Here is a 26226-nt window from a genome sequence, read left to right on the forward strand (position 1 = left end):
TGTCCGGCGGCCCCCGCGGGCCGCTACACCACGGGATGCGGAGCCGGACACACATCGTGTCCGGCTCCCTACGTTCGGGTGGCACACCCCCTCGGATGCGAGGGGCACGCGTGGGTTGGCGTAATCTCGAAGCCTGGAGCCCGCCGATCTCGGGACCTTGATCCACACCTTGGGGTTGCACCGCAGATGACTGCCATCTCTCTCGGAATTCCGCCCGTGCCGACGAAGCTTGCCGACCGCAGGGTCAGCCGCAAGATCCAGGTCGGCAAGGTGGCCGTCGGCGGCGACGCACAGATCTCCGTGCAGTCGATGACCACCACCAGGACGTCCGACATCGGGGCGACGCTCCAGCAGATCGCCGAGCTGACCGCCTCCGGCTGCGACATCGTCCGTGTGGCCTGTCCGACGCAGGACGACGCCGACGCGCTCGCCGTGATCGCGAAGAAGTCGCAGATCCCCGTCATCGCCGACATCCACTTCCAGCCGAAGTACGTGTTCGCCGCCATCGACGCCGGCTGCGCCGCCGTCCGCGTGAACCCTGGCAACATCAAGCAGTTCGACGACAAGGTCAAGGAGATCGCGCGCGCCGCGAAGGACACCGGCACCCCGATCCGCATCGGCGTGAACGCCGGCTCCTTGGACGCGCGCCTGCTCAAGAAGTACGGCAAGGCCACCCCCGAGGCGCTGGTCGAGTCCGCGCTGTGGGAGGCCTCCCTCTTCGAGGAGCACGGCTTCGGCGACATCAAGATCTCGGTCAAGCACAACGACCCGGTCGTGATGGTCAACGCCTACCGCCAGCTCGCCGCCGCCTGCGACTACCCGCTGCACCTCGGCGTCACCGAGGCCGGCCCCGCCTTCCAGGGCACCATCAAGTCCGCCGTCGCCTTCGGCGCGCTGCTCTCCGAGGGCATCGGCGACACCATCCGCGTCTCGCTGTCGGCCCCGCCGGTGGAGGAGATCAAGGTCGGCATCCAGATCCTGGAGTCGCTGAACCTCAAGCCGCGCCGCCTGGAGATCGTCTCCTGCCCCTCCTGCGGGCGCGCCCAGGTCGACGTCTACAAGCTGGCCGAGGAGGTCACGGCGGGCCTGGAGGGCATGGAGGTCCCGCTGCGCGTCGCGGTCATGGGCTGCGTGGTCAACGGCCCCGGCGAGGCCCGCGAGGCCGACCTCGGCGTCGCCTCCGGCAACGGCAAGGGTCAGATCTTCGTGAAGGGCGAGGTCATCAAGACCGTCCCCGAGTCGAAGATCGTGGAGACCCTCATCGAAGAGGCCATGAAGATCGCCGAGCAGATGGAGAAGGACGGCATCCCGTCCGGCGAGCCCACCGTCGCCATCGGCGTCTGAGGACTCCCTCCACCCGCCCGGGCCCCGTTCCCCCAGCTGGGGGGCGGGGCCTGCGGTTTTGCCCGACCCGGGGACGAGGCATCCTCCGGCGCCGCCGGGTACAGTGCGGAGATCAGCAGACTTGCATGGTGAGGCCCCAGTGTTGACGCAGACCACCACCCGGGTCCTTGAACCCAGTGATCTCGACGCCGCGCTCGACATCCTCGGACGCGAGCCGGTGCAGAACGCCTTCGTCACCTCCCGGGTCCAGATCGCCGGGCTCGACCCCTGGCGCCTGGGCGGCGAGATGTGGGGCTTCTACGCCGACGGCGAGCTCCGGTCCCTCTGCTACGCGGGCGCCAACCTGGTGCCGGTCTGCGCCGACCGCGACGCCGTACGGGCCTTCGCGGACCGGGCCCGTCGCACCGGCCGCCGCTGCTCCTCCATCGTCGGCCCCGCCGACGCCACCCGGCTGCTGTGGCAGCTCCTGGAACCCTCCTGGGGACCCGCCCGCGACGTGCGCTCCCGCCAGCCGCTGATGACCATCGAGGCACCGTCCGCCACGGTCAGGCCGGACCCCCTGGTCCGGCGCATCCGCCGGGACGAGGTGGAACTGATCATGCCCGCCTGCGTGGCCATGTTCACCGAGGAGGTCGGCATCTCCCCGCTCGCCGGGGACGGCGGGATGCTCTACCAGGCCCGCGTCACCGAGCTGGTCGGCGGCGGCCGCTCCTTCGCCCGCGTCGAGGACGGCAGGGTCGTCTTCAAGGCCGAGATCGGCGCCGCCACCCACCGGGCCTGCCAGATCCAGGGAGTCTGGGTGGACCCCGAGTTCCGCGGCCGCGGGCACTCCGAGACCGGCATGGCCGCCGTCGTCGAGTACGCCCTGCGCGACGTGGCCCCCGTGGTCAGCCTCTACGTCAACGACTTCAACACCGCCGCCCGCGCCTCCTACCGCCGCGTCGGCTTCCGTGAGGTCGGCGCCTTCATGAGCGTGCTCTTCTAGGGCGTCCCTTCCGGATCGCGGCGGTCAGCCCGGATCCGCGTCCGGCTTCCGTCCCACGGGGCGTACCGCCCCGGCCCTACCCCGAAGTAAGGTCACGGCATGCTGCTGCCCACTCCCGGGGGAGACGACCCCGAACGGCCCGCCGGACTCCGCATCGGGCCCCTCGACCTCGCCGCCCGCGTGGACGAGGCCCTGCGCGTGCAGGCGGTGGCCTTCGGGCTCGGCGAGGAGGAGGTCGGCATCCGGCGCTACATCGTCCAGCGCCACATGACCTGCCCCGGCGCCCGCGCGCTCGGTGCCTACACCGACGACGGCGCCCTGGCCGGCTTCGTCTACGGGATGCCCAACGACCGCTCCCACTGGTGGTCCACCATCGTCGAGCCCCACCTGCGCGCGGGCGGCGAGGACCAGTGGCTCGACGGCTCCTTCGTCATCACCGAACTGCACGTCCACCCCGGCTTCCAGGGCCGCGGGGTCGGCCGCACCCTCATCACCGAGATCACCGACGGCGCCGAGGAGACCCGCTCCATCCTCTCCGCCATCGACACCGACAGCCCGGCCCGCGGGCTCTACGCCGCCCTCGGCTACCGGGACCTGGCCCGCCGCGTCCTCTTCCCGAGCGCGAGCCTCCCGTACGCCGTGATGGGCGCGCAGCTGCCGCTGCGCCGCCGCCGCTGAAACGGTTTCCGGCGGCCCGGCGGGTCCCGGTAGCCTCCCGGCATGTCTACGCAACACGTCCAGCGCATGTCCCGGCTCATGGCCAAGACCCTCCGCGAGGACCCGGCCGACGCCGAGACCCTCAGCCACCGCCTCCTCGTCCGGGCCGGCTACGTCCGGCGCAGCTCCGCCGGCGTGTGGAGCTGGCTGCCGCTCGGCAAGCGGGTCCTGGACAACGTCTCGCGCGTGGTCCGCGAGGAGATGGACGCCATCGGCGCCCAGGAGGTGCTGCTGCCGGCGCTGCTGCCCAAGGAGCCGTACGAGGTCAGCGGCCGCTGGACGGAGTACGGCGACCTGCTGTTCCGGCTCAAGGACCGCAAGGGCGCCGACTACCTCCTCGGCCCCACCCACGAGGAGGTCTTCACCCTCGTCGTCAAGGACCAGTGCACGTCCTACAAGGACCTGCCGGTGATGCTCTACCAGATCCAGACCAAGTACCGCGACGAGGCCCGACCCCGCTCCGGGGTGCTGCGCGGGCGCGAGTTCCAGATGAAGGACTCGTACTCCTTCGACGTGTCCGACGAGGGCCTGGCCGAGTCCTACCGGCTCCACCGCGCGGCCTACGTACGGATCTTCGAGCGGCTCGGCCTCGACCACCGGATCGTGTCCGCCGTCTCCGGAGCCATGGGCGGCTCCGCCTCGGAGGAGTTCCTCGCCCCGGCCGCGGCGGGCGAGGACACCTTCGTGGACTGCCCCTCCTGCGACTACGCGGCCAACACCGAGGCCGTCACCTTCGCCCTGACCCCCGTCGCCGGGGAACACCCGCCCGTCGAGGAACTCGACACCCCCGACACCCCCACCATCGAGTCGCTGGCCGCCCTCCTGGACGTACCGGCCTCCGCCACCCTGAAGAACCTCCTGGTCAAGGTCGACGGGGAGATCACGGCCGTCGGCGTGCCCGGCGACCGCGAGGTGGACCTCGGCAAGCTGGGCGAGCACCTGGCCCCGGCCGTGGTCGAGTTGGTCACCGCCGAGGACTTCGCCGACCGCCCCGACCTCGTACGCGGCTACGTGGGCCCGCAGGGCCTGGACAAGGTCACCTACATCGCCGACCCCCGCGTCGCCCCCGGCACCTCCTGGGTCACCGGCGCCAACCGGCCCGACACCCACGCCCGCAACGTGGTCTGCGGCCGGGACTTCGAGGTCGACCGCCACCTCGACGTGGTCGTCGTCCGGCCCGGCGACCCCTGCCCCAACTGCGGGGCCGGACTGCGCCTGGACCGGGCCATCGAGATCGGCCACATCTTCCAGCTCGGCCGCAAGTACGCGGACGCCTTCGGCCTCGACGTCCTCGGCAGGGAGGGCAAGCCGGTCCGCGTCACGATGGGCTCCTACGGCATCGGCGTCTCCCGCGCCGTGGCCGCCCTCGCCGAACAGAGCGCCGACGAGCGGGGCCTGTGCTGGCCCGCCGCCGTGGCCCCGGCCGACGTCCACGTGGTGGCGGCGGGCAAGGCCGTACCGCTCGCGCTGGCCGAGCGGGCCGCCGGGGCACTGGCCGAGGCCGGCCGCCGGGTCCTGCTCGACGACCGGCCCGGACTGTCCCCGGGCGTCAAGCTCACCGACGCCGAACTCATCGGAGTGCCCTGGATCCTGGTGGCGGGTCGCCGCTCCGCCGACGGGATCGTCGAACTCCAACACCGCGCCACCGGGGCCCGCGAGGAACTCCCGCTGGAGGAGGCCCTGAGCCGACTGGTCTGACCGTCGGGGCTACCCGTCCGGACCGGGCGGCAGCGGCGGGACCGGCGGAGGACCGGGCAAGCGCTCGGGCGGCGGTTCGGGCGCGAGCTCCGGCGCCGTGTCCGCCGGGGGCTCCGGCAGGGATTCCGGCGGGGGGCCCGCCCGGGCAACGACCCCGGGAGCGGGCGCCGTCGGGGCGCCCGCCGGAGCCGGAGCGGCCGGTGTGGACCGTTCCAGGAAGCGCAGCAGCTCCACCGGGAACGGCAGCACCAGCGTGGAGTTCTTCTCCGCGGCCACCGCCACCACCGTCTGGAGCAGCCGCAGTTGGAGCGCCGCCGGCTGCTCCGACATCACTTCCGCCGCCTCGGCCAGCTTCTTCGAGGCCTGGAGTTCCGCGTCCGCGTTGATCACCCGGGCGCGGCGCTCCCGGTCCGCCTCCGCCTGGCGGGCCATCGAGCGCTTCATCGTCTCGGGGAGGGACACGTCCTTGATCTCGACCCGGTCGATCTGTACGCCCCACCCCACCGCGGGGCTGTCGATCATCAGCTCCAGCCCCTGGTTGAGCTGCTCCCGATTGGACAGCAGGTCGTCCAGATCGCTCTTGCCGATGATCGACCGCAGCGAGGTCTGCGCCATCTGGGAGACCGCGAAGCGGTAGTCCTCCACCTCGATGACCGCGGCGGCCGGGTCCACGACCTTGAAGTAGACCACCGCGTCCACCCGCACGGTGACGTTGTCCCGGGTGATGCCCTCCTGCGCGGGGATCGGCATCGTCACGATCTGCATGTTCACCTTGTACAACCGGTCCACGAACGGCACCACCGTCGTGTAACCGGGCCCGCGCACCCCCGTGCGCAGCCGGCCGAAGCGGAAGACCAGGCCCCGCTCGTACTGCTTGACCACCCGGGACGCGGCGCCCAGGTACACCGTGATGCCCGCGGCCGCCGCGGCGCCCGCGGTCAGGAGTTCCTCGATCATGACGGCCACCCCCTGCCGGAGTTTTTCGTCCTGGTGGGGTTATGCCCCTACAGCCAGGCCGCGAACTCCAACAGCAGCTCCGCGTCCCGGCGCCGTCCGGCGGCGAGGGCGCGCCGACCCGATTCCACGGCCCGGAAGACCGTCCAGCCGCGCAACCGGTCGCGGTCCACCTCCAGGGAGTCGGCCAGCTTGTTCACCCGGCGCCTGGCCCCGGCCGCCCCCGCCGAGGTGGCCACCTGGTCCTCCAGCCGGTCCCGCACCAGTCGGGCCAGGTCGTAGGCCCGCTCGCCGACCAGCGGCTCCGGCCCCACCGTCAGCCACGGGGCCCGCTCCCCGGCCAGGACCTTGCCCTGCCGGAAGTTCCCGTGCAGCAGCAGCTCCTCGGCGGGGGCGGCCGTCAGCTCGGCGCGCAGCGCCAGCGCGGTGTCGACGAGCGGCCGCAGCTCCTCGGGCGCCGCGCCCATGGCCTCGCCCTCGCGCGCCGTGCGCTGGGCCACCGTCTCGAAGCCGTGCCCGGCCGGCGGCTCCACCCACAGCCGCCGCAGCGTTCCGCTCGCCTCCAGGAGGGCCTTCGCCTCCGGCAGCGAGCGCAGCGACACTTCGGGGTGGAGGCGCTCCAACAGCAGCGCCCCGTCCTCCTCGTGGTGGCGCGAGTCGAGGACCCGTACGGCCCCGAAGCCGCCCCAGTGGGCCAGTGCGGCCAGCTCCCGGTCGGGCCGGGTGGCGGGCGGGGCCAGCTTGAGGGCGGCCGGGGTGCCGTCGGCGTACCGGACGAGGACCACCAGACTGCTGCGGCCGCCCGGGGCCTGGACCCGCTGGGCCACCACGTCCCGCCGGGCGAGCGCCTCCTCGGCGAGCCCGGGCAACCGCCCGAGCCACGCGTCGTCGCGGGCCGTCTCCGGCAGTTCGCCGAGCGCCCGTACGAGCCGCTGCGGCGGTTCGAAAGCCATGCGTGGGTGATCCCTTTCAGCTGGTCCGGGCCCGCTCGGCGCGTTCCGCGAGCCCAGGGAAGGCTACGCCGCCCCCGCGCCAGCGCGCCGCGCGCACGGCGGCGGCGCCCAACGCGTCGGCCGCCTCGCGGCGCAAGCGGCCGTCCGCCGCCCGGACGAGGTCCGAGTACGCGCCCGCCACCCGGTCCTCGACCTCGGCTGCCAGTCGCTCCACGTCGCCCGGGGTGCGCAGCTCGAAGGGCAGGGCGTACGCGGCCTCCGAAGGCCGGGGCGCGCCACCCAGTTCCCGGACCGTACGGGTGAGGGCGTCACGCCGGGCCAGGTGCGCGCCGTACGCCTCGCGGGCCTCGCCCGTCCGGGCGGTCGCGGTCCGGGCGCCGATCACCCCGTAGGCGTAAGCCGCCGCGTGCTCGGCGGCCAGGGCGGCCTGGGCGGCCTGGAGCGGGTTGCCGGCGGCGGACGGTTCGGGCTTCACGAGGGGGCTCCCGGGTTCGTGGTCAGCAGGTACACGTGGACGGCGCCGCAGGCCGCCACCGAGGCCAACATTCGGGCCAGCTCGCCCGGCGCCCCGGCCAGGGAGGCGTTCCGGGCCTCGGACAGGCTCCGCTCGGAGTCGGCCAGGTCGGTCAGTGCCTCCTCCGGCTTCGGCGGTACGGCGTCGCGACCGGCCGCGGGCGCGCCTGACGGCGTACCGCTCGGGCCGGCGGACGGCGCGGCCGGACCGGGCGAGCCGGAGGGCCCGCCGGAGCCGGAGGGGGCCGGGAGGGCGAGGGCGGCGGTGTGGGCGGCGACGGCGGCGCGCAGCGGCGCGAGGCGCCCGGCGAGGCCGGGATGGACGGCGAGGGTGGCGTCGTAACGTTCCAGCAGTCGTTCGCTGTCACGAACGGCCGCCTCCCGCATCCGCCGTTCGAGTGGAATCCCGCGGCCTGCGTCGGCCGGATCGCCCCCACCGGTGCACCCGGTGAGCAGCGTGCCCCCCGCCACTGCGGCCGCTCCGGTGAGCAGGCTCCTTCGCGAGGGCCTCAAGGGCTGGGTCCAGGGCACGGCGACGTCCTCGGGGGTGATGTCGGGGCAGGTGTGATCACGGTACCCGGGGGTCCTGACCGGGGCATGGGCGCCAACACCCTCCGCGACCGGATACCCTTTGAAACACACAGCGGACATCACAACAGCACACGCGGCCGAGGAGTCACCCGGATGAGCACGACCCAGAGCGACAGGCTGCGCGTACTGCTGGAGCCGCTCGCCGCCGGCAAGGGCCTGGACCTCGAAGAGATCGAGCTGTCCAAGGCGGGCAAGCGCCGGATGCTGCGGATCGTCGTGGATTCCGACGAGGGTGTCGAGCTGGACGTCTGCGCCGAGCTGAGCCGTGAGGTCTCCGACCTGCTCGACGCGTCCGATGTGATGGGTGAGGACGAGTACGTCCTCGAAGTCGGCTCCCCGGGCGCCGACCGCCCGCTCACCGAGCACCGTCACTACGTTCGGGCGATCGGCCGTCTCGTGAAGTTCCAGCTGACCGACGCCGGGGAACTCATCGCCCGCGTCCTCGACGTGGACGACGAGGGGCTCGACCTCGAAGTCCCGGGCGTGAAGGGCCGCAAGGCCACCGCCCGCCGCATCGCTTTCACCGACATCGCCAAGGCGCGTGTCGAGATCGAGTTCAACCGCAAAGACAAGAACGACGGCATCAACGACGGCATTCAGGAAGAAGAGGAGGCGTAATCGTGGACATCGACATGAGTGCCCTGCGGGGTCTGGTCCGGGAGAAGGAGATTTCCTTCGACCTCCTCGTCGAGGCGATCGAGTCGGCCCTCCTCATCGCGTACCACCGCACCGAGGGAAGCTTCCGGCGCGCCCGCGTCGTGCTCGACCGTGCCAACGGTCACGTGATCGTGTGGGCGACCGAGGACCCGAGGGACCTCGAAGAGGGACAGGAGCCCAAGGAGTTCGACGACACCCCGTCGGACTTCGGGCGGATCGCCGCGACCACCGCCAAGCAGGTGATCCTCCAGCGTCTGCGCGACGCCGAGGACGACCTGACCTTCGGTGAGTTCGCCGGCCGCGAGGGCGACGTCATCACCGGCGTCGTCCAGCAGGGCAAGGACCCCAAGAACGTCCTCGTCGACATCGGCAAGCTGGAGGCCATCCTGCCGGTGCAGGAGCAGGTTCCCGGCGAGGAGTACACCCACGGCCTGCGCCTCAAGGCGTACGTCGTGCGGGTGGCGAAGGGTGTTCGCGGTCCGTCCGTGACCCTGTCGCGCACCCACCCCAACCTGGTGAAGAAGCTCTTCGCGCTGGAGGTTCCCGAGATCGCCGACGGCAGCGTCGAGATCTCGGCCATCGCCCGCGAGGCCGGCCACCGCACCAAGATCGCCGTCCGGTCCACCCGCTCCGGCCTGAACCCGAAGGGCGCCTGCATCGGCCCGATGGGCAGCCGCGTGCGCAACGTCATGGCCGAGCTGCACGGCGAGAAGATCGACATCGTCGACTGGTCGGACGACGCGGCGGAGATGGTCGCGAACGCCCTGTCGCCCGCACGGGTGAGCGCGGTCGACGTCGTGGACTGGGACACCCGCTCCGCGCGGGTGACCGTGCCCGACTACCAGCTGTCGCTGGCCATCGGCAAGGAGGGCCAGAACGCCCGCCTCGCCGCCCGCCTCACCGGCTGGCGCATCGACATCCGGCCCGACACCGAGCCGGACGCCGACGGGGCCGACGGGGCCGGCAACCGTGACCGCGGCTCCGACCGAGGTGCCGAACGCGGCGCCGAACGTCCCGCCGAACGCGACGCGGGGCGCGGTTCCGACCGCGACGCGGGGCGTGATGGCGGCCGCGACCACGGCCGCGGTCGGGAATAAACCGGTACCGGCCGGTGGTTGCCGGCCGGTAGACAGGGGCTCCGAAACACCGGAGTCCCCGCAGGATCACAACGACATCCGTTCGATTTTTCACCTGAAGGGGTGAGGTCGCTACGGGGAGGTAGACTTAAGCGTGTCTGGCCGGACGCAAGCCCGCGCATGCCCCGAACGAACCTGTGTGGGGTGTCGGGAGCGAGCGGCCAAGAGCGATCTGCTGCGCATCGTGGCGATCGAGGACGAATGCGTCCCTGATCCACGCGGTACGCTGCCCGGCCGGGGTGCCTACGTGCACCCCGCCGAGGTCTGCCTCGACCAGGCGGTCCGCCGCCGCGCGTTCCCCCGGGCCCTCCGGTCCGCCGGAGCGCTCGACACGGCGGGACTGCGCAGCGCATTGGCCGTACCGGCCGAGGCGGCACCGTAAGCAGCAAGAAGAACGGCACGGGTTCCCGTGCGGTCAGGTACCTCGCGAGTTGGAAGTAGGTCGAGATTGCGATGAGCACTCGATGAGTACGCGATGAGTACGCCCATGAAGTAGCGACGGTCCGGCGTAACCCGGACCTAAAAGGAGCGAAGTGGCTAAGGTCCGGGTATATGAACTCGCCAAGGAGTTCGGAGTTGAGAGCAAGGTCGTCATGGCCAAGCTCCAGGAACTCGGTGAGTTCGTCCGTTCGGCGTCCTCGACCATCGAGGCGCCGGTCGTACGCAAGTTGACCGACGCACTGCAGGGGCCCGGCGGCAACGCCGGCAAGTCCGCTGCGAAGCCGGGCGCGCCCCGTAGCGCCGCGCCGGCAAAGCCCGGGGCTCCCACCCCGGGTGCCCGCCCCGGTGCCCCGAAGCCCGGCGCACCGGCCCCCAAGCCGGTCGTCGCCGAGGCTCCGGCCGCCCCCGCGGCGCCCGCACCGGTGACTCCGGCCGCATCCGGCCCGCGTCCCGGCCCGAAGGCCCCGGCCGCCCCGAAGCCCGCTCCGGCGGCTCCCGTGGCGACCGAGTTCTCCGCGCCTCCGGCGGCTCCGGCCGCGCAGGCGGCGGCTCCGGCCGCCCCCGCCCCGGCGCGCACCGAGCGTCCCGCCGCGGCCGCTCCCGGCCCGCGTCCGGCGCAGCAGCAGCGTCCGGCCCAGGGTCAGGGTGGCCAGGGCGGTGCCCGTCCCGGCGCCCCGCGTCCGGCCGGCAACGCCCCCGGTGGCCAGGGACAGCGTCCCGCCGCCGGTGGTGCCCAGTCCGCGCGCCCCCAGGGCGCCCGTCCGGCCGGTCCCCGTCCGGGCAACAACCCCTTCACCTCTGGTGGCTCCACCGGCATGGCGCGCCCGCAGGCGCCCCGTCCGGCCGGCGCTCCCCGCCCCGGCGCCCCCGGCGCCGACCGCGGCCAGGGTGGCGCTCCGCGTCCGCAGGGTGGCCCCGGTGGCGCTCCGCGTCCGCAGGGTGCCGGTGCGGGTCGTCCGACCCCGGGCGGCATGCCCCGTCCGCAGGGCGGCGCCCCGCGTCCCGGTGGTGCTCCCGGTGGTAACCGTCCCAACCCGGGCATGATGCCGCAGCGTCCCGCTGCCGGTGGTCCCGGTCCCCGTCCTGGTGGCGGCCCCGGTGGCCGTGGTCCCGGTGCGGGCGGTGCCCGTCCCGGTGGCGCCGGTCGTCCCGCGGGCGGCGGCTTCGCCGGTCGTCCGGCCGGTCCGGGCTCGCGTCCGGGCGGCGGCGGCTTCGGCGGCCCGCGTCCGGGTGGCGGCGGCTTCGGCGGCGGTCCGGCCGGTGCCGGTGGCGGCGGTCGTCCCGGCTTCGGTGGTCGTCCCGGTGGTCCCGGTGCCCGTGGTGGCACGCAGGGTGCCTTCGGTCGCCCCGGTGGTCCGGCCCGTCGTGGTCGCAAGTCCAAGCGTCAGAGGCGCCAGGAGTACGAGGCCATGCAGGCCCCGTCCGTCGGCGGCGTGATGCTGCCGCGCGGTGGCGGCGAGACCGTGCGCCTGTCGCGCGGTGCCTCCCTCACCGACTTCGCGGAGAAGATCAACGCCAACCCGGCGTCGCTCGTCGCCGTGATGATGAACCTCGGCGAGATGGTCACCGCCACGCAGTCCGTCTCCGACGAGACCCTCGAAATGCTGGCCGGCGAGATGAACTACATCGTTCAGATCGTCAGCCCGGAGGAAGAGGACCGCGAGCTCCTCGAGGGCTTCGACATCGAGTTCGGCGAGGACGAGGGCGGCGAGGAATACCTCATGCCGCGTCCGCCGGTCGTCACCGTCATGGGTCACGTCGACCACGGTAAGACCCGCCTCCTCGACGCCATCCGCAAGACGAACGTCGTCGCGGGCGAAGCCGGTGGCATCACCCAGCACATCGGTGCCTACCAGGTGGGCACCGAGGTCAACGGTGAAGAGCGCAAGATCACCTTCATCGACACCCCCGGTCACGAGGCGTTCACCGCCATGCGTGCCCGTGGTGCCAAGTCGACCGACATCGCGATCCTCGTGGTCGCGGCCAACGACGGCGTCATGCCGCAGACGATCGAGGCGCTCAACCACGCCAAGGCCGCCGGCGTCCCGATCGTCGTCGCGGTCAACAAGATCGACGTCGAGGGTGCCGACCCGGTCAAGGTGCGCGGTCAGCTCACCGAGTTCGGTCTGGTCGCCGAGGAGTACGGCGGCGACACGATGTTCGTCGACATCTCCGCCAAGCAGGGTCTGCACATCGACTCCCTGCTGGAGGCCGTCGTCCTCACCGCCGACGCCTCGCTCGACCTGCGTGCCAACCCGGAGCAGGACGCTCAGGGTATTGCGATCGAGTCCCACCTCGACCGCGGCCGCGGTGCCGTCGCCACCGTCCTCGTCCAGCGCGGTACCCTCCGCGTCGGCGACACGATGGTCGTGGGCGACGCCTACGGCCGAGTGCGCGCCATGCTCGACGACAAGGGCAACAACGTCGAGGAAGCGGGTCCCTCGACCCCCGTCCTGGTCCTGGGTCTCACCAACGTCCCCGGCGCCGGCGACAACTTCCTCGTCGTCGACGAGGACCGCACCGCCCGTCAGATCGCCGAGAAGCGTGCTGCGCGTGAGCGCAACGCCAACTTCGCCAAGCGCGTTCGCCGGGTGTCCCTGGAAGACCTCGACTCGGTCCTCAAGGCCGGTCTGGTCCAGGAACTCAACCTCATCATCAAGGGCGACGCGTCCGGTGCGGTCGAGGCCCTCGAGTCCTCGCTGCTCCAGCTCGACGTCGGCGAAGAGGTCGACATCCGCGTCCTGCACCGCGGTGTGGGTGCGGTCACCGAGTCCGACATCTCGCTGGCAATGGGCTCCGACGCCATCGTCATCGGTTACAACGTCCGTGCGGCCGGTCGCGCCGCGCAGATGGCGGACCGCGAGGGTGTCGACGTCCGCTACTACTCGGTGATCTACCAGGCCATCGAGGAGATCGAGGCGGCCCTCAAGGGTCTGCTCAAGCCGGAGTACGAAGAGGTCGAGCTCGGTACGGCGGAGGTCCGCGAGATCTTCCGCTCGTCCAAGCTGGGCAACATCGCGGGTGTTCTCATCCGTTCCGGCGAGGTCAAGCGCAACACCAAGGCGCGGCTCCTGCGCGATGGCAAGGTCATCGCCGAGAGCCTCACCATCTCCGGTCTGCGCCGCTTCAAGGACGACGTCACCGAGATCCGCGAAGGGTTCGAGGGCGGTATCAACCTCGGTTCCTTCAACGACATCAAGATCGACGACGTCATCGCGACGTACGAGATGCGCGAGAAGCCCCGCGCGTAAGCGCGAGGCGGTTCGCACCGTGTCGTAACTCGTAGTACCGGGGCCGGTCGGCGGAATATCCGTCGATCGGCCCCGGCCGTTGCGTGTACGGTTCTGGTGACCCGGCCGCACACGGTCGGGTGAACCTTCCGGGCGAGGGCCCGGCGGGCCACCTAACCCGAACCGGCGGGACATCCGGAACTGCATGTACGTGGGGACTCTGTCCTTCGATCTCCTCCTCGGCGACGTTCACTCGCTGAAGGAGAAACGCTCCGTCGTCCGGCCCATCGTCGCCGAGCTCCAACGCAAGTTCAGCGTGAGCGCGGCCGAAGTGGGAGACCAGGACCTGCACCGCAGGGCCCGTATAGGGATCGCCCTGGTGAGTGGGGACGCGGGGTTCGTATCGGACGTGCTCGACCGCTGTGAGCGGCTGGTCGCGGCGCGTCCGGAAGTGGAGCTGTTGTCCGTGAGACGACGGCTGCACGGTGATGAAGACTGATTGCTTGTCTGCAAGGAAGAAGGAGAAGGACCAGTGGCCGACAATGCGCGGGCGAAGAAGCTGGCGGACCTCATCCGGGAGGTGGTGGCCGAGAAGCTGCTGCGCGGAGTCAAGGACCCCCGCCTCGGTACGCACGTGACCATCACGGACACCCGGGTCACCGGCGACCTGCGGGAGGCCACGGTCTTCTACACGGTCTACGGTGACGACGAGGACCGGGCCAGCGCCGCAGCGGGCCTGGAGAGCGCCAAGGGCGTACTGCGTTCCGCGGTCGGCCGGGCGGCGGGAACCAAGTTCACGCCCACCCTGACCTTCGTCGCGGACGCCCTCCCGGAGAACGCCAAGACCATCGAGGACCTCCTCGACAAGGCGCGCTCCTCCGACGCCCAGGTGCGCGAGGTCTCCTCGGGCGCCCAGTACGCCGGCGAGGCCGACCCGTACAAGAAGCCGGGCGACGAGGACGACGACGAGGACGCAACCGCGGAATGAGCACCGAAGCAGGGAAGACTCCGGACGGCCTTGTCATTGTCGACAAGCCGTCCGGTTTCACTTCGCACGACGTGGTCGCCAAGATGCGCGGGATCGCCAAGACCCGCCGCGTCGGCCACGCAGGCACGCTCGACCCGATGGCGACGGGCGTCCTCGTCCTCGGCGTGGAGAAGGCCACCAAGCTCCTCGGCCATCTCGCGCTGACGGAGAAGGAGTACCTCGGGACCATCCGTCTCGGGCAGTACACCCTCACGGACGACGCCGAGGGCGAGATCACCTCGTCCACCGACGCCTCCGCGGTGACCCGCGAGGGCGTGGACGCGGGGATCGCCAAGCTGAGCGGCGCGATCATGCAGGTCCCGTCCAAGGTCAGCGCCATCAAGATCAAGGGCGTGCGGTCCTACAAGCGCGCCCGCGACGGCGAGGACTTCGAGATCCCGGCCCGACCGGTGACCATCTCGTCGTTCCAGGTGTACGACATGCGCGAAGCAGAGGCCGAGAACGGCACCAAGGTCGTCGACCTCGTCGTCTCCGTCGTCTGCTCCAGCGGTACGTACATCCGCGCCCTCGCCCGCGACCTGGGCGCCGACCTGGGCGTGGGCGGCCACCTCACGGCGCTGCGGCGCACGCGGGTGGGCCCGTACAAGATCGACAAGGCGCGCACGCTCGACCAGCTCCAGGAGGAGCTGACCGTCATGCCGATCGGCGAGGCGGCCGCGGCGGCGTTCCCGCGCTGGGACCTCGACACCCGGCGGGCGTCGCTGCTCGCCAACGGCGTCCGGATCGAGATGCCGGCCGAGTACCCGGACGGGCGCACGGTCGCCGTGTACGGCCCGCAGGGCCAACTGCTCGGGCTCGTGGAGAGCAAGGGCGGCAAGGCGAAGTCCCTGGCGGTCTTCGTCTGAACCGGTTCCGTCGGCGTCGTTGCGCCCGCCCGGTTCCGCCTCGCGTCGTTCCGCCTCGCGGGCGGCGGGCGGCGGGTGGCGGACGTCGAACGGCATTGACGTGGAGCGGTGAGCGCACGAAGTCTGCTGCTCACCGCTCCACGACCCCCCTCGGGTAGGTCTCTATCCACCCGCAGCCCCTTATTCACCCGTCCGAGCAGGCGCTCGGAGTGAATGGAGGGAGCGTAAGGGGGCGCGTTCGCCTCGCGTGCTTCTCCTGCCGATCTTCACTTGCCTAACGTCGTGACCACGGGTCCCTCGACGGGGGAGTGGGTGCGGCGATGGTGAACGAGGTCGGCTTCGGAGTCACGTACGAGGTCAGGAGCGGGACGGGTACCGCGGGCATGGCGGACGCCGTGCCCGGGCCGCCTGGCGTGCCGGGTGAGCCGGGCGCGCCGGGTGCGTTGGGCGTACTGCGGGCGCCGCAGCTCGTGAGGATCTGCGACGCGGCCGGCCGGCCGCGCGGCAGCGGCTTCGTCGCCGACCACCGCGGCACGGTGATCACCAGCCACGAGGCCGTCGACGGGCTGACCCGGGTGGTGCTGCACGCCCCCGGGGAGCGGACCTGGTCGGCGGGGGCCGACGCGGTGACCGCCCTTCCCGAGCTGGGTCTGGCACTCGTGCGGACCGAAGGCCTCGGGGTACGACCGCTGCCCGTCGCGATGGCGGAGGTGATCCCTCCGGGGACGTACGTCCGGCTCCCCGCGCGGGGCTGGCGCCAGGCGCGGGTGCTCGGGGCGGGGGCGGAGGTCGGCCACACCACGGGCGGACACCTCCACGTCCTGCCGGCCACGGTCGAGCTGGCCATCGGCACGGACGGCCGGGACGCCCTCAGGCTCGGCGGGGAAGCCTGCGGCGGGCCGGTCCTGGACGCGGAGACCGGAGCGGTGCTCGCGGTCCTGGGCACCGCTCTGGAGACGGAGCACCGTCGCGGAAGCTTCGCCGTACCCCTGCGCGCGGCCGCTGCCGCGTCCCCCGGCGGCCCCCTCGCCGCCCTGCTGGAACTCAACGGCGCCACGGTCCCGGGCCACGGGGTCGACCTCAACCTCGCGGGCGCGCTGGAACTGACCGGCATCACCGTCGAATCCGCCGTTCCCGCGCTTGCGCCGCCGTCGGAGCCCACGCCCGGTGGGGCGGCGTTGCGGGGTGGGGCTCGGGGGTCGGGTGGGTCGGGGGGGTCCGGGGGTTCTGGGGGGTCCGGTGGGTCTGGTGGGTCCAGTGGGTCGGAGGGGGCCGGCGAGCCGTGGGGATCCGTCGGGCGGCGGGGTTCGGTCGGATCGCGGGGCGCCGACGGCGCGTCGGAGCGCGTCGGGCTGGGGGAGCGAGAGGACCCGCTGGGGCGCGTCGGGCATCCGGCGGCTGCCGGGGCCGTGCGACCGGTTGATCCGTCGACGTCGGCTAAACCCCTAGGGCCTGGTGATCCGTCGAGGGCTGATGGGCCCTCTGAGCCTGGTGATCCGTCGAGGGATGGTGGGCCCTCCGGGCCTGGTGAACGGTCGGGGGCTGTTGGGCTGCCCGGTCCTGTTGAGCCGTCGAGGTCTGTTGTGGCGCCGAGGCCCGTCGGACCCTCCCAGACCGTGGGGCCCCTGCCGCCCGTCGGGTCTCCGGGGCGTGTCGGTGGGCCGGAGCCTGTCGAGCGCTCGGAGCGAGTGGCGGGCTCGGATCCTGTCGGGGGTTCCGGGCGCGTAGGGGCCTCGGATCCTGGAGGGCGGCTGGAGTCTATGGGGGCCTCCGCGCCTGTTGAGCGCCCGGAGCGAGTGGCGGGCTCGGAGCCTGTCGGGGGTTCGGGGCGCGGGGGTGGCCCGGAGCCCGTTGAGCGTCTCGGGCTCGCCGCCGCGTTGGCCGTCTTCACCGCCGGGGAGCGGCCCGTGCTCGGGCTGGTCGGCAACCCCGGTACCGGGCGGACCACCGCCTTGGCCGTCCTGGCCGCCGACCGGGCGCGCGGCCCCCGCCCCGCGCCCACGCTGTGGCTGCGCGGGGCCGACCTGCGCGACGGGGACCACTCGCTGGCCGACGCCGCCGAGCGGGCCCTCGTGGAGGCGGAGCGCATCGCGCTGGCGGGCTCGTTGGCGGGCTCGACGGGGTACGGCTCGGGGACCTCGGCGGGGTACGGCTCCGTGCGGGAAGCGGCGGTGCGCGAAGCGGCGTACGGAGCTGCCGGGCTCGTGGTCCCGGGCCCGCGCCCGGCGCCCGAGGCGTCCGGCGTCGGCGGGTCGGCGTCGGCGGGGTCGGGAGAGGGGACCGCGGACCGGGTGGCCCGGCTCGCGGGCGGCGTCGGGCGGGGCCTCCTCGTGGTGCTGGACGACCCCGAGGCGATGCCGCCCCGGCTCGCGCGGCACCTCGGGCCCTGGACCACGGCCACCGTCGGCTGGCTGCGCGCGACCGGGGCCCGGTTGGTCGTCGCCGCCCGCCCCGAGTTCTGGGAGGGGGCCGGGGCCCTGTACCCGCCCGGGGCCCTGCACACCCCGGCCCACCCGGCCCGCCGACTCCCGCCCGCGCTGCCGATCGGGGACCTGACACCGGCCGAGGCCGAGACGGCCCGGGCCCGCCTCGGCATCCCCGAAGGCGCTGTGAGGGAGGCCGACGCGCGCCATCCCCTCACCCTCACCCTGCTCGCCGGGATCCGCGCCGCCGGGGTCACCGCCGGCCGCCCCGGCCGTGACGAGGTGTTCTCGGCGCACCTGGACCTGGTGACCCTGCGCGTGGCCGTCCGCATCGCGGCCAGCGCCCCCGCCGCAGCTCCCGCCCTCGACCCCGCCCACGCCCTCGACCCCGCTCCGAGCCGCCGCACCCTGCACGGCCCCGGTGTGCGCAGGCTCGCCGCACGGGTGGCCGGGCGGGTGCACCGGGCCGCCCGGCAGTGTCTGGGCCCCGGCCAGGGCCGGCTCGACCGGGCCGCCTTCGAGGAACTGTTCCCCCGGCGTGCCGGCTGGGGCTCCGCCGTGCTCGCCGAGGGGCTGCTCGTCCCCGCCGGAGACGGCTACTGCTTCGCCCACGAGGAGCTGTCCGACTGGCTCCAGGCCGGCCATCTCGACGTCCCGACCGCCCTGGACGCCCTGGTCCACTCCGGCCGGGCCGCCCCCGGCCCACCCGTGCCCCGGCACCGCGCGGGCCCCGTCACGGAGGCGGTGCGCCGGCTCCCTACGGACGAGACCCGGACCCGGCTGACCCGGCTCGTCGACGCCCTGAACGAGTTCGCCGAGCAGCCAGGGGGAGCTGCCGACAGCCCCGGTTCCGAAAGCAGAGCTGCCGGAACCGGGGCTGTCGAAAGCAGAGCCGCCGCGCAACCCGCGGGCCCCGTAGGCCCCCTGGACCCCGACCGGGTCTGGTGGGCCTCCCGGCTGCTGCGCTCCACCCTCCTCGCGGCTCCCGACGCCCGCCCCCACCTGCCTGTCCTGCACGCCCTCGCCGAGCACGTGACACGGGCCGGCTCCCAGGACTTCGGCGGCTGGTTCTGGAACAGGCTGCGGCTGCCCGAGTCCGACCGCCTCGACCTGCTGCGCCGGCTCCTGCCCTGCGACCACCTCTACCTCGAAGCCGCCGGCCGCCGCCTCGCCCGGGCCCCGCAGCGCGTCCAGCCGCTGCTCTGCGCCTGGTTCGCCGACGAGCGCCGACTGCGCGGGCGCCCCGGAGCCACCGTGGCCACCGCCGCCCAGGCCCTCCTGCACACCCACCGGGCCCTCGCCGTGGACGACCTCACGGAGGCGTTGGTCTCCGCCGCCCACCCGCGCGCCGACGAACTGCTCGGCGTGCTCGCGGAGGACGAGCCCTCGGCCCTGGCCCGGGCCGTGGACCGCTGGGCCCACGACGAGCGGCCCGGACGTCGGGTGGCCGCCGCCGCGTACGGGCTCGCCACCGCGCCCCACGTGCGCACCCCCGCCGACCGGGAGCTGCTGCGCTTCGCCGCCCGGGCCCTGCTGGCCCGCCCGGGGGACTCCACCCTGCACGGCAGCGCCCTCGGGATCCTGCTCCGCGACCCCCAGGAGCGGGCCCGCTGCCTGCCCGAGGCGTTGGCCTGCTTCCGCGACCCGGGGCGCGGCTCCCCGCCGCCCGCCTCCGCGTTGGTCGCGGCGCTGCCCGTACTGCCGGAGCCGGAACCGGTGTTCGACGCCCTGCGGGCCCGCGCCGGCGCCGAGGTGCTCCGGGCACTGGCCGCGCTGACCACCCCCGGGCTGGCCCGCCGCGCCGCCGACCTCGTACGGGACCACCTGGCGGGTCGCCCCGAGGACGCCGCGCACGCCGCCGCGTTCGTGGACCGGCGCCTCGATCAGGGCCCCGCCGCCGGGCCCGTGCTGCGCCCGCTGGTCCTGGACCTTTTGCGTGGCGCCCCGGTCGGGGTTCGGGCCGCGCTGGCCGGCGTACTGGCCCTGCCCGGCGCGGAGTCCTCGCAGCCGCTGCGGGGCGAGCTGGCCGGCGTACTGCTGCGCGAGGAGGGCGACCCGGCCGTCCTCGGGGCCTTCCTCGACGCGCTCGCAGCCGCCACGCCGACCCGCCCGGAGGAGCGCACCCGCGAGCTGCTGCGGCGTACCGGCCGCCAACTGTTGCGCGTCCCCGGCGGGCCGGCCGTCTTCGAGCACCGCACGGTGGAGCTGAGCCGGGCCGATCCGGTCTTCGGGGCCCTGGTCGCCCGCTGGCTGGCCGGGTCGCGGGCGGAGGCGGCGGCCCTCCTCGGACCGGGGGCCCGTCGTACGGTGGAGACCCTCAGCAGGGCCGCCCCGGACGTGACCTGAGGCGGGGCGGAGGCGAGCCGGAGCCGATGCGGGGCCCCGGCCGCGGGCATGGCAGTCTTAGACCTGCAATGGGCAATCGGCAATCGGTACAAGGCCTACAAGGGTTCGGGCGAGGAGCGGTCAGAGTGCAGCGCTGGCGTGGCTTGGAGGACATCCCCCAGGACTGGGGACGCAGCGTCGTCACCATCGGCTCCTACGACGGCGTGCACCGGGGTCATCAGCTGATCATCGGGCGCGCCGTGGCGAAGGCCCGTGAGCTGGGCGTCCCGTCGGTGGTCGTGACCTTCAGTCCGCACCCGAGCGAGGTCGTGCGCCCCGGCAGCCACCCGCCGATCCTGGCCCCGTACGACCGCCGGGCCGAACTGATGGCCGGTCTCGGAGTGGACGCGCTGCTGATCCTCCCCTTCACGGCGGAGTTCTCGCAGCTGTCCCCGGCCGACTTCATCGTGAAGGTGCTCGTCGACAAGCTGCACGCGCGCGCCGTCATCGAGGGCCCCAACTTCCGCTTCGGCCACCGCGCCGCCGGTAACGTCGCGTTCCTGTCCGAGCTGGGCGCCACCTACGACTACGAGGTCGAGGTCGTGGACCTGGTCGAGCGCGGGGAGGCGGGCGGCGGAGTGCCGTTCTCGTCCACCCTCGCCCGCCGGCTCGTCGCCGAGGGCGACATGGACGGCGCCGCCGAGATCCTGGGCCGGCCGCACCGGGTCGAGGGCGTCGTGGTGCGCGGGGCCCAGCGCGGGCGCGAGCTCGGCTACCCCACGGCGAACGTCGAGACGCAGCCGCACACCGCCATCCCGGCCGACGGGGTGTACGCGGGCTGGCTGACGGCGGACGGCGAGCGCATGCCGGCGGCCATCTCGGTCGGCACGAACGTGCAGTTCGACGCGACCGAGCGGACGCTGGAGGCGTACGCCATCGACCGGGTCGGTCTGGACCTGTACGGGATGCACGTGGCCGTGGACTTCCTCGCGTACGTGCGGGGCATGGCGAAGTTCGAGTCGCTGGACGGGCTGCTGGAGGCCATCGCCGACGACGTGAAGCAGGCGCGGACGCTGACCGAGTCCTACGACGCGCAGCGCTGACCCGCCGCCGCCGGCGCCGAAGCCTCGGCAGGAGGCAGGACCGCTCGCGCGAAGGGCCCGTACCGTCTCCGGACGGTACGGGCCCTTCGGCGTTCCCCGGCTCAGCCGAGGCGAGGGTCGTACGGGGGCTGCTGCGGTTGCTGCGGCTGCTGCCAGGGCTGTCCCGGCTGGGGGTAGGACTGTCCGTACGGCGGCGGGGGCTGCTGCTGGTACGGACCGGCCGGCGGCTGCGGCTGGTGCGGCGCCGGGGGTGCCGGGGGTGCCTGGTGGGGCTGTTGCGGCTGCTGAGGTGCGTGCGGCTGCTGCGGGGCGCCCCAGTGGGCCTGGGCGGACTGCTGCTGGGCCCGTACGAAGTCCTCCGCGACCAGGGCGGAGAGGTTGAAGTACGCCTCGCGCGTCTTGGGGCGCAGGAGGTCGAGGTCCACCTCGGCGCCGGCCGCGAGGTGCTCGTCGAACGGGACCACGACGACTCCGCGGCAGCGGGTCTCGAAGTGCTGCACGATGTCCTCGACCTTGATCATCTTTGCGGTCTCGCGGACCCCGGAGATGACGGTGAGGGAGCGCGAGACGAGATCGGCGTACCCGTGGGCGGAGAGCCAGTCGAGGGTGGTGCTCGCGCTGCTCGCGCCGTCCACGGACGGGGTCGAGATGATGATCAGCTGATCGGCCAGGTCCAGGACCCCGCGCATGGCGGAGTAGAGGAGACCGGTGCCCGAGTCGGTGAGGATGATCGGGTACTGGCGGCCCAGCGTCTCGATGACGCGGCGGTAGTCCTCGTCGTTGAAGGTGGTCGAGACCGCCGGGTCCACGTCGTTGGCGATGATCTCCAGCCCGGAGGGCGCCTGTGAGGTGAACCGCCGGATGTCCATGTACGAGTGCAGGTACGGGATCGCCTGGACCAGGTCCCGGATCGTCGCCCCCGTCTCGCGGCGCACACGACGACCGAGGGTGCCGGCGTCGGGGTTCGCGTCGATGGCCAGGATCTTGTCCTGGCGCTCGGTGGCGAGGGTGGCGCCGAGGGCGGTGGTGGTCGTGGTCTTGCCGACGCCGCCCTTGAGGCTGATGACGGCGATCCGGTAGCAGGACATCACCGGGGTGCGGATCAGCTCCAGCTTGCGCTGCCGGTCGGCCTCGGCCGCCTTGCCGCCGAAGCGGAAGCCCGAACGGGTCGGCTTGGGCTTCTGCTTGTTGCGCAGCAGGCGATCGGAGGACAGCTCGACGGCGGCGGTGTACCCGAGCGGCGCGCCGGGGCCCTGGCCGGGCTGTTGCGCGTGGGGGGCCTGCTGCTGCCACTGGGCCGGCGCGGGGGGCTGCGGTTGTTGCTGCTGCGTCGGCTGGTGTTGCGGCGGCGGCTGGTGTTGCGGGAAGTCGTGGCCCTGCGGGGGCTGCGGTGCGCCGGGGCCGACGGGCGGAAACCCGTAGCCCTGAGGGGGCTGTCCCGGGCCGGGCTGCGCGGGGGCCTGCGGTTGCTGCTGCGCCGGCGGGTGCTGGGGGAGCCCGTATCCCTGCCCGTAGCCCTGCGGGGGCTGCGGAGCCTGGTCCGGGCCGACCGGCGGGAAGCCGTACCCCTGCGGGGGCTGCGGCGCACCCGGGTCGACGGGCGGGAAGCCGTACCCCTGGGGCGGGGTCGAGGCGGGGAACGCGTACGGAGGCGGCGGCAGTTCGGGCGCCGGCTCCGCGGCGGGGGAGTCCTGCGGGGGAGTCCGGACGGGTTCCCCCGCGCGGGGGTCGTGTCCCTCGAAGGGGTGGGGCGCGGGCGGCGCCACGGGGGCGGCCGGCGGCGGGACCTCGCCGAACGGCAGCTCGGCGGAGTCGGCGGCCGCGAAGGGCGTTGCCGCCGGCGGCCGCTCCGGCAGGGGAACGCCCTGCGGCGGCGTCGGCGTGCGTACGGCTTCGGCCGCCGGCGGGGCGTCCTCCACCGGGAACGCGGGCGCGCTGATCGGCGCGACGACCGGTACCGCGAACGGGGCCCCGGCGGGCTCGCGTCCCTCGAAGGGGTGGGGTACCGGGGGCGCCTCGGCCTCCGCCGGGGCCGTACCCACGTACGGGTCCTCGGTCGACTCCCGGGCGGCGTACGGAGCGGCCACCTCGACCGGAGCCGAAACCGGAGCCTGCACGGGGCCCGAAACCGGAGCCTGCACGGGGCCCGGAACCGGAACCGGCTCCGGGGCCTCCGCCGATGCCTCCGCCCGCGCACTCCCGGCGAACGGGGCCTCGGCGGCCCGGTGCTGCTCCCCGAAGGGCGCGGGCACCTCCGCCGGGGCGGCGGGCCGCGCGTAAGAGTCCTGAACCTGCTCCGGTGCGGCCGGGGCCGGACCCGGGTCCGCCGCGGGCTCCTGCGCCGCGTACGGCGCACGCGCCGAGTCCGGTGCGGCCGGGACGGGCCCGGGGCCCGCCGCGGGCTCCTGCGCCGCGTAAGGGTCCTGGGTCCGCTCCGGGGCGGCCGGGGCCGCGCCGGAGCCCGTCACAGGCTCGTGCGCCTCGTACGGCGCGGCGGCCTGGTGCGGGAGCGCCGGGATCGGGGTCGGGGCCTGGGGGGCGGCATACGGCGCGGCCGGCGGGCGGGGAGCCTGCGAGGCCGGCGGGGTGATCCGCATGGTCGGGGGCGACTCCACGTCCGAGGCACGGTGCGGCTCGAAGCCGCTGCCCTCGGGCAGCCCGGGCACCCCCGGAACGGGCCCGGCCTGCGCCGGAGCGCCCTGGGTGTACCAGGCCGGCGGGGTGTAGTCGATGGTGAACTCGCCCGTCACATCGGACTCCGCGTCGGACTGATCGTCCGTCGGGACGTCCCACGTCCCGCCGCGCCTCTCGTTCCGATCGCCGCTCACTGGTCCTCCTGGTTCGTCGAACACCGGTCAGGCGCCCACCTCGGCGCCGCGCCCTCACTCAGCCTAATCGCGCCCGGCCGGCCACGGCTCCCGAGGTCACGCCGCCCCGTTCGCGCCGCACCTCAACCGACCGCCCGCCAGGCCGTCACGTCTCAGTCGATGCGCCGTGCCGCGCCCAACAGGCCCGTCTCCGTCTCCGTGCCCTGCGTCATCACGAACGTACGGTCCCGGGGCGTGCACCACAGGGTCACCCCGTCGCCCAGCGTCGGCAACGAGTCCACCGCCGCCCTCGGCAGCCGCATCAGCGCGCCGATCCGCTCCGCCTCGTCGGGGGACACCCGCTGCACCCCGACCAACGCGGAGTTCCGCACCAGCCGCGGCGCCGCCGGGCTCAGGTACGGCAGCAGGGTCAGCACCGACTGCCAGGGTCCCGCCACGACCCGACCGCGGGGCGGCCGCATCCCGCAGTCGCGGACCACCAGCACCGGACTGCCCGCCGACGCGCCCTGCGGCGGCACCCGGCCCACGTCGTGCAGGGTCACGCACTGCTGGCCGCCACCGGCCGCCTGGGCCAGTCCCGACCAGACGGCCCCGCGTCCGGTCTCCACCGCGATCCGGGCCCCGGTCGCCGCCGTGCGCAACGCCAGCACCTGCGCCGTCCACAGACCGCCGATCAAGGTGATCTCGTACGGCGTCGGCCGGTTCACACCGAGCACGGCCGGGGCGCCCTGCGCGTCCACGCCGATGACCACCCCGTCGTCGCCGACGGGCAGCGCCAGCTCGCCCAGGTCCGCGGCCGGCACCACGTGCCGCTCCCGCCGCGGCCCGATCAGGCCGAAACCACCCCGCACCGAGGCGCGCGCCGTGCCCCGCGCGGGTCCCCGCGCCGTCTCCCGGGCAGAGTTCCTCATCGCGTTCCTCCCAGCGGCAGTGAGGCCAGCAGCCCCGGCACCTGTTCCCGGTCGAGCCGGACCAGCCCGGCCCGCACGCCGCGCGCGGTGCGCTCCAACTCCCGGCGCGCCAAAACCAGTTCCTCGTCGCTGCGCCCGGTCACCCGGACGTGCCCGGTCAGCGTCACCCCCTGCCGCTCGGCGGGGGCCATCGTCAGGCTGAAGTTCGTGGCCAGGGTCGGCAGCGAGGTCAGCAGCGCCACGAACTGGGGGAGCCCGGCCGCCCCGGAGCCGCCCAACTGCGGCCAGCGCCCGATCCAGTACGTGGTGTGCCGCCGGTCGTCACAGCGCCAGGCCCGCGCGGTCTCCTCGGTCCGCCGCCCGGTGCTCGCCGAGCGCCCGGCCTGCGTGATGGCCATCGGGTTCGCACAGGAGGAGGTCGCCAGCGCGCCCGTCAACTCCTGCTCGGTCAGCACGGTGGCCCTGAACCCGGCCCCCGTCAGCCGGCTCGCCAACTGGTCCGCCACCCGCACCACACAGCGTTGCGCCCCGGCCAGGCCGCCACCGCGCGCGGTGACCGCCTCCGGGCACAGCTCGGGGTCGAGCTTGAGGGCGATCCAGGTCAGTCGTACCGCGGGGGTGCCCGTCCGGGCTTGGAGCGGCGCGTAGTTGAGGGTGGCCATCGAGCGGGCCGGCAGGTGCGGCGCCGGAGCGGGCTGCGTGTGCTGCACCAACTGCGCCGACTCCATTCGGATCCCGTCCACTTCCAGGACGTCCCGTATCAGGCCCAGCGGCAGCGGTCGCGCCCCGCGGTCCGGCCTCAGCGCCGTGGCGTCCGTGTCCACCTGGACCACCACCGTCAGGAAGGTCCCGTCGCCCACCATGCCGACGGGCCGCCGATCGCGGTCGCCGAAGGTGAGGGTCCGCAGCGCCGGCTCGGCCTCGACCAGCGGGGCGAGGCCCGGCTCGGTGCCGACCGGAAGGGTCGCGGACGCGGCCCGGCGCCTGCGGGAGCGCAGGGCCAGGACACCGCCGACCCACTCGGGCAGCGAGCGCCGGTGGCGGCGTACGACGGCGAACAGCACCAGCGGCACGGCCAGTACGGCGGCCGGCACCAACAGCATCCGGTCCACGACCCAGGCCACGAGCAGCGCGGCGGCGGCCAACTGGAGGAGGACGAGCTGTTGCAATCGGAACGGGCCGAACCGCCCCGGGCTCGACTGCGGATGCGGCGTCACCCCGCCCCGCGCGGGTGGCGCGGGGGCCTCGGTCGCCCGCTGCTCCGTCTCGGTGGCACTCACTCGCGCACCTCCCCTTCTGGGGGGTGGTTCGGGCCGGTCCCGCCACCGCGCGGCGACCGCCGCCCGGCCCCGGAAGGTCCCCCGATCCACCCCGACAAGCCCTGATTACCCCGGTCCGGAAGGAACTGAGGAGACGCCGGCAGGCAACCGCAGCCTACCCGCCCCCTGTCGACCGTCCGTCAAGAGGCATAGTAGGTCCCCGGTCCGACATCCAAGGCCCGGGGAGCGGCCCCACCGACCGGGC

General features: G+C 73.8%; 19 protein-coding genes and 1 pseudogene. 13 read left to right on the top strand and 7 right to left on the bottom strand.

Going from position 1 to position 26226, the window contains the following annotated elements; genetic code table 11:
• The first annotated feature begins 186 nt into the window (after positions 1-186).
• The 4 genes from ispG to ACIOD1_RS28320 all read left to right on the top strand — a co-directional run bounded on the left by ispG (position 187) and on the right by ACIOD1_RS28320 (position 4744).
• Complete coding sequence (gene ispG / locus ACIOD1_RS28305) at positions 187-1344, top strand: flavodoxin-dependent (E)-4-hydroxy-3-methylbut-2-enyl-diphosphate synthase (protein WP_365623059.1); 1158 nt, start codon at positions 187-189, stop codon at positions 1342-1344.
• Positions 1345-1486: 142 nt separating this feature from the next.
• Positions 1487-2329: a GNAT family N-acetyltransferase gene (locus tag ACIOD1_RS28310; protein ID WP_365623246.1), complete on the top strand. Its 843-nt coding sequence runs from the start codon at positions 1487-1489 to the stop codon at positions 2327-2329.
• Between the two features lie 99 nt (positions 2330-2428).
• Complete coding sequence (locus tag ACIOD1_RS28315; protein ID WP_365623057.1) at positions 2429-3007, top strand: GNAT family N-acetyltransferase; 579 nt, start codon at positions 2429-2431, stop codon at positions 3005-3007.
• 42 nt (positions 3008-3049) lie between these two features.
• Positions 3050-4744 (top strand): proline--tRNA ligase, encoded by a 1695-nt coding sequence (locus tag ACIOD1_RS28320; RefSeq protein ID WP_401905406.1) that lies wholly within the window; start codon positions 3050-3052, stop codon positions 4742-4744.
• 9 nt (positions 4745-4753) lie between these two features.
• On the opposite strand, the gene ACIOD1_RS28325 is transcribed toward ACIOD1_RS28320, so the two are convergent.
• Genes ACIOD1_RS28325 through ACIOD1_RS28340 form a run of 4 tightly spaced genes read right to left on the bottom strand, consistent with a single transcriptional unit; the run spans position 4754 to position 7551 of the window.
• Entirely contained in the window at positions 4754-5701 is a 948-nt protein-coding gene (locus ACIOD1_RS28325) for a slipin family protein (protein WP_365623053.1), read from the bottom strand.
• A gap of 47 nt (positions 5702-5748) precedes the next feature.
• The gene (locus ACIOD1_RS28330; RefSeq protein ID WP_365623052.1) at positions 5749-6651 is read right to left on the bottom strand and encodes an aminoglycoside phosphotransferase family protein; all 903 of its coding nucleotides are present in this window, start codon (positions 6649-6651) and stop codon (positions 5749-5751) included.
• Positions 6652-6667: 16 nt separating this feature from the next.
• Complete coding sequence (locus ACIOD1_RS28335; protein WP_365623050.1) at positions 6668-7126, bottom strand: DUF4439 domain-containing protein; 459 nt, start codon at positions 7124-7126, stop codon at positions 6668-6670.
• Entirely contained in the window at positions 7123-7551 is a 429-nt protein-coding gene (locus ACIOD1_RS28340) for a hypothetical protein (protein WP_401905411.1), read from the bottom strand. Before ACIOD1_RS28340 ends, ACIOD1_RS28335 begins: the two co-directional genes overlap by 4 nt.
• 297 nt (positions 7552-7848) lie before the next feature.
• Between ACIOD1_RS28340 and rimP the strand changes: the two genes are divergently transcribed.
• The 9 genes and pseudogenes from rimP (at position 7849) to ACIOD1_RS28385 (ending at position 20963) form a co-directional block, all read left to right on the top strand.
• Positions 7849-8373 carry a ribosome maturation factor RimP gene (gene rimP / locus ACIOD1_RS28345; protein WP_365623046.1) on the top strand — a complete coding sequence of 175 codons (525 nt, stop codon included), beginning with the start codon at positions 7849-7851 and terminating at the stop codon, positions 8371-8373.
• Positions 8374-8375: 2 nt separating this feature from the next.
• Positions 8376-9509, top strand: coding sequence for a transcription termination factor NusA (gene nusA, locus ACIOD1_RS28350; protein WP_401905414.1), 1134 nt, complete (start codon positions 8376-8378; stop codon positions 9507-9509).
• 133 nt (positions 9510-9642) lie between these two features.
• On the top strand, positions 9643-9930 hold the full coding sequence (locus ACIOD1_RS28355; RefSeq protein WP_365623044.1) for a YlxR family protein: 288 nt from the start codon (positions 9643-9645) through the stop codon (positions 9928-9930).
• A gap of 151 nt (positions 9931-10081) precedes the next feature.
• Positions 10082-13240: a translation initiation factor IF-2 gene (gene infB, locus ACIOD1_RS28360; RefSeq protein ID WP_365623042.1), complete on the top strand. Its 3159-nt coding sequence runs from the start codon at positions 10082-10084 to the stop codon at positions 13238-13240.
• 184 nt (positions 13241-13424) lie between these two features.
• Entirely contained in the window at positions 13425-13718 is a 294-nt protein-coding gene (locus tag ACIOD1_RS28365; RefSeq protein WP_365623040.1) for a DUF503 domain-containing protein, read from the top strand.
• 33 nt (positions 13719-13751) lie between these two features.
• Positions 13752-14207, top strand: a complete 456-nt coding sequence (rbfA, locus tag ACIOD1_RS28370) for a 30S ribosome-binding factor RbfA (RefSeq protein WP_365623038.1) — start codon at positions 13752-13754, stop codon at positions 14205-14207.
• Positions 14204-15112 (top strand): tRNA pseudouridine(55) synthase TruB, encoded by a 909-nt coding sequence (gene truB / locus ACIOD1_RS28375; RefSeq protein WP_365623036.1) that lies wholly within the window; start codon positions 14204-14206, stop codon positions 15110-15112. Before rbfA ends, truB begins: the two co-directional genes overlap by 4 nt.
• 1826 nt (positions 15113-16938) lie before the next feature.
• Positions 16939-17553, top strand: a pseudogene (locus ACIOD1_RS28380) (serine protease); the annotation flags it as partial.
• A gap of 2453 nt (positions 17554-20006) precedes the next feature.
• A complete protein-coding gene (locus tag ACIOD1_RS28385) occupies positions 20007-20963 on the top strand; it encodes a bifunctional riboflavin kinase/FAD synthetase (RefSeq protein WP_365623032.1) in 957 nt (318 codons plus the stop codon).
• A 101-nt stretch (positions 20964-21064) separates the two neighbouring features.
• Here the strand turns inward: ACIOD1_RS28385 and ACIOD1_RS28390 are convergent, their stop codons facing one another.
• From ACIOD1_RS28390 to eccE, 3 genes are all read right to left on the bottom strand, one after another.
• Complete coding sequence (locus ACIOD1_RS28390; protein WP_401905420.1) at positions 21065-23791, bottom strand: SCO5717 family growth-regulating ATPase; 2727 nt, start codon at positions 23789-23791, stop codon at positions 21065-21067.
• A gap of 152 nt (positions 23792-23943) precedes the next feature.
• Entirely contained in the window at positions 23944-24702 is a 759-nt protein-coding gene (locus ACIOD1_RS28395) for a hypothetical protein (RefSeq protein ID WP_365623028.1), read from the bottom strand.
• Positions 24699-25982, bottom strand: a complete 1284-nt coding sequence (gene eccE, locus ACIOD1_RS28400; protein ID WP_365623026.1) for a type VII secretion protein EccE — start codon at positions 25980-25982, stop codon at positions 24699-24701. Before eccE ends, ACIOD1_RS28395 begins: the two co-directional genes overlap by 4 nt.
• Positions 25983-26226 lie beyond the last annotated feature (244 nt).

The sequence above is a fragment of the Streptomyces sp. NPDC088097 genome (assembly GCF_044741845.1).
GTDB lineage: Bacteria > Actinomycetota > Actinomycetes > Streptomycetales > Streptomycetaceae > Streptomyces.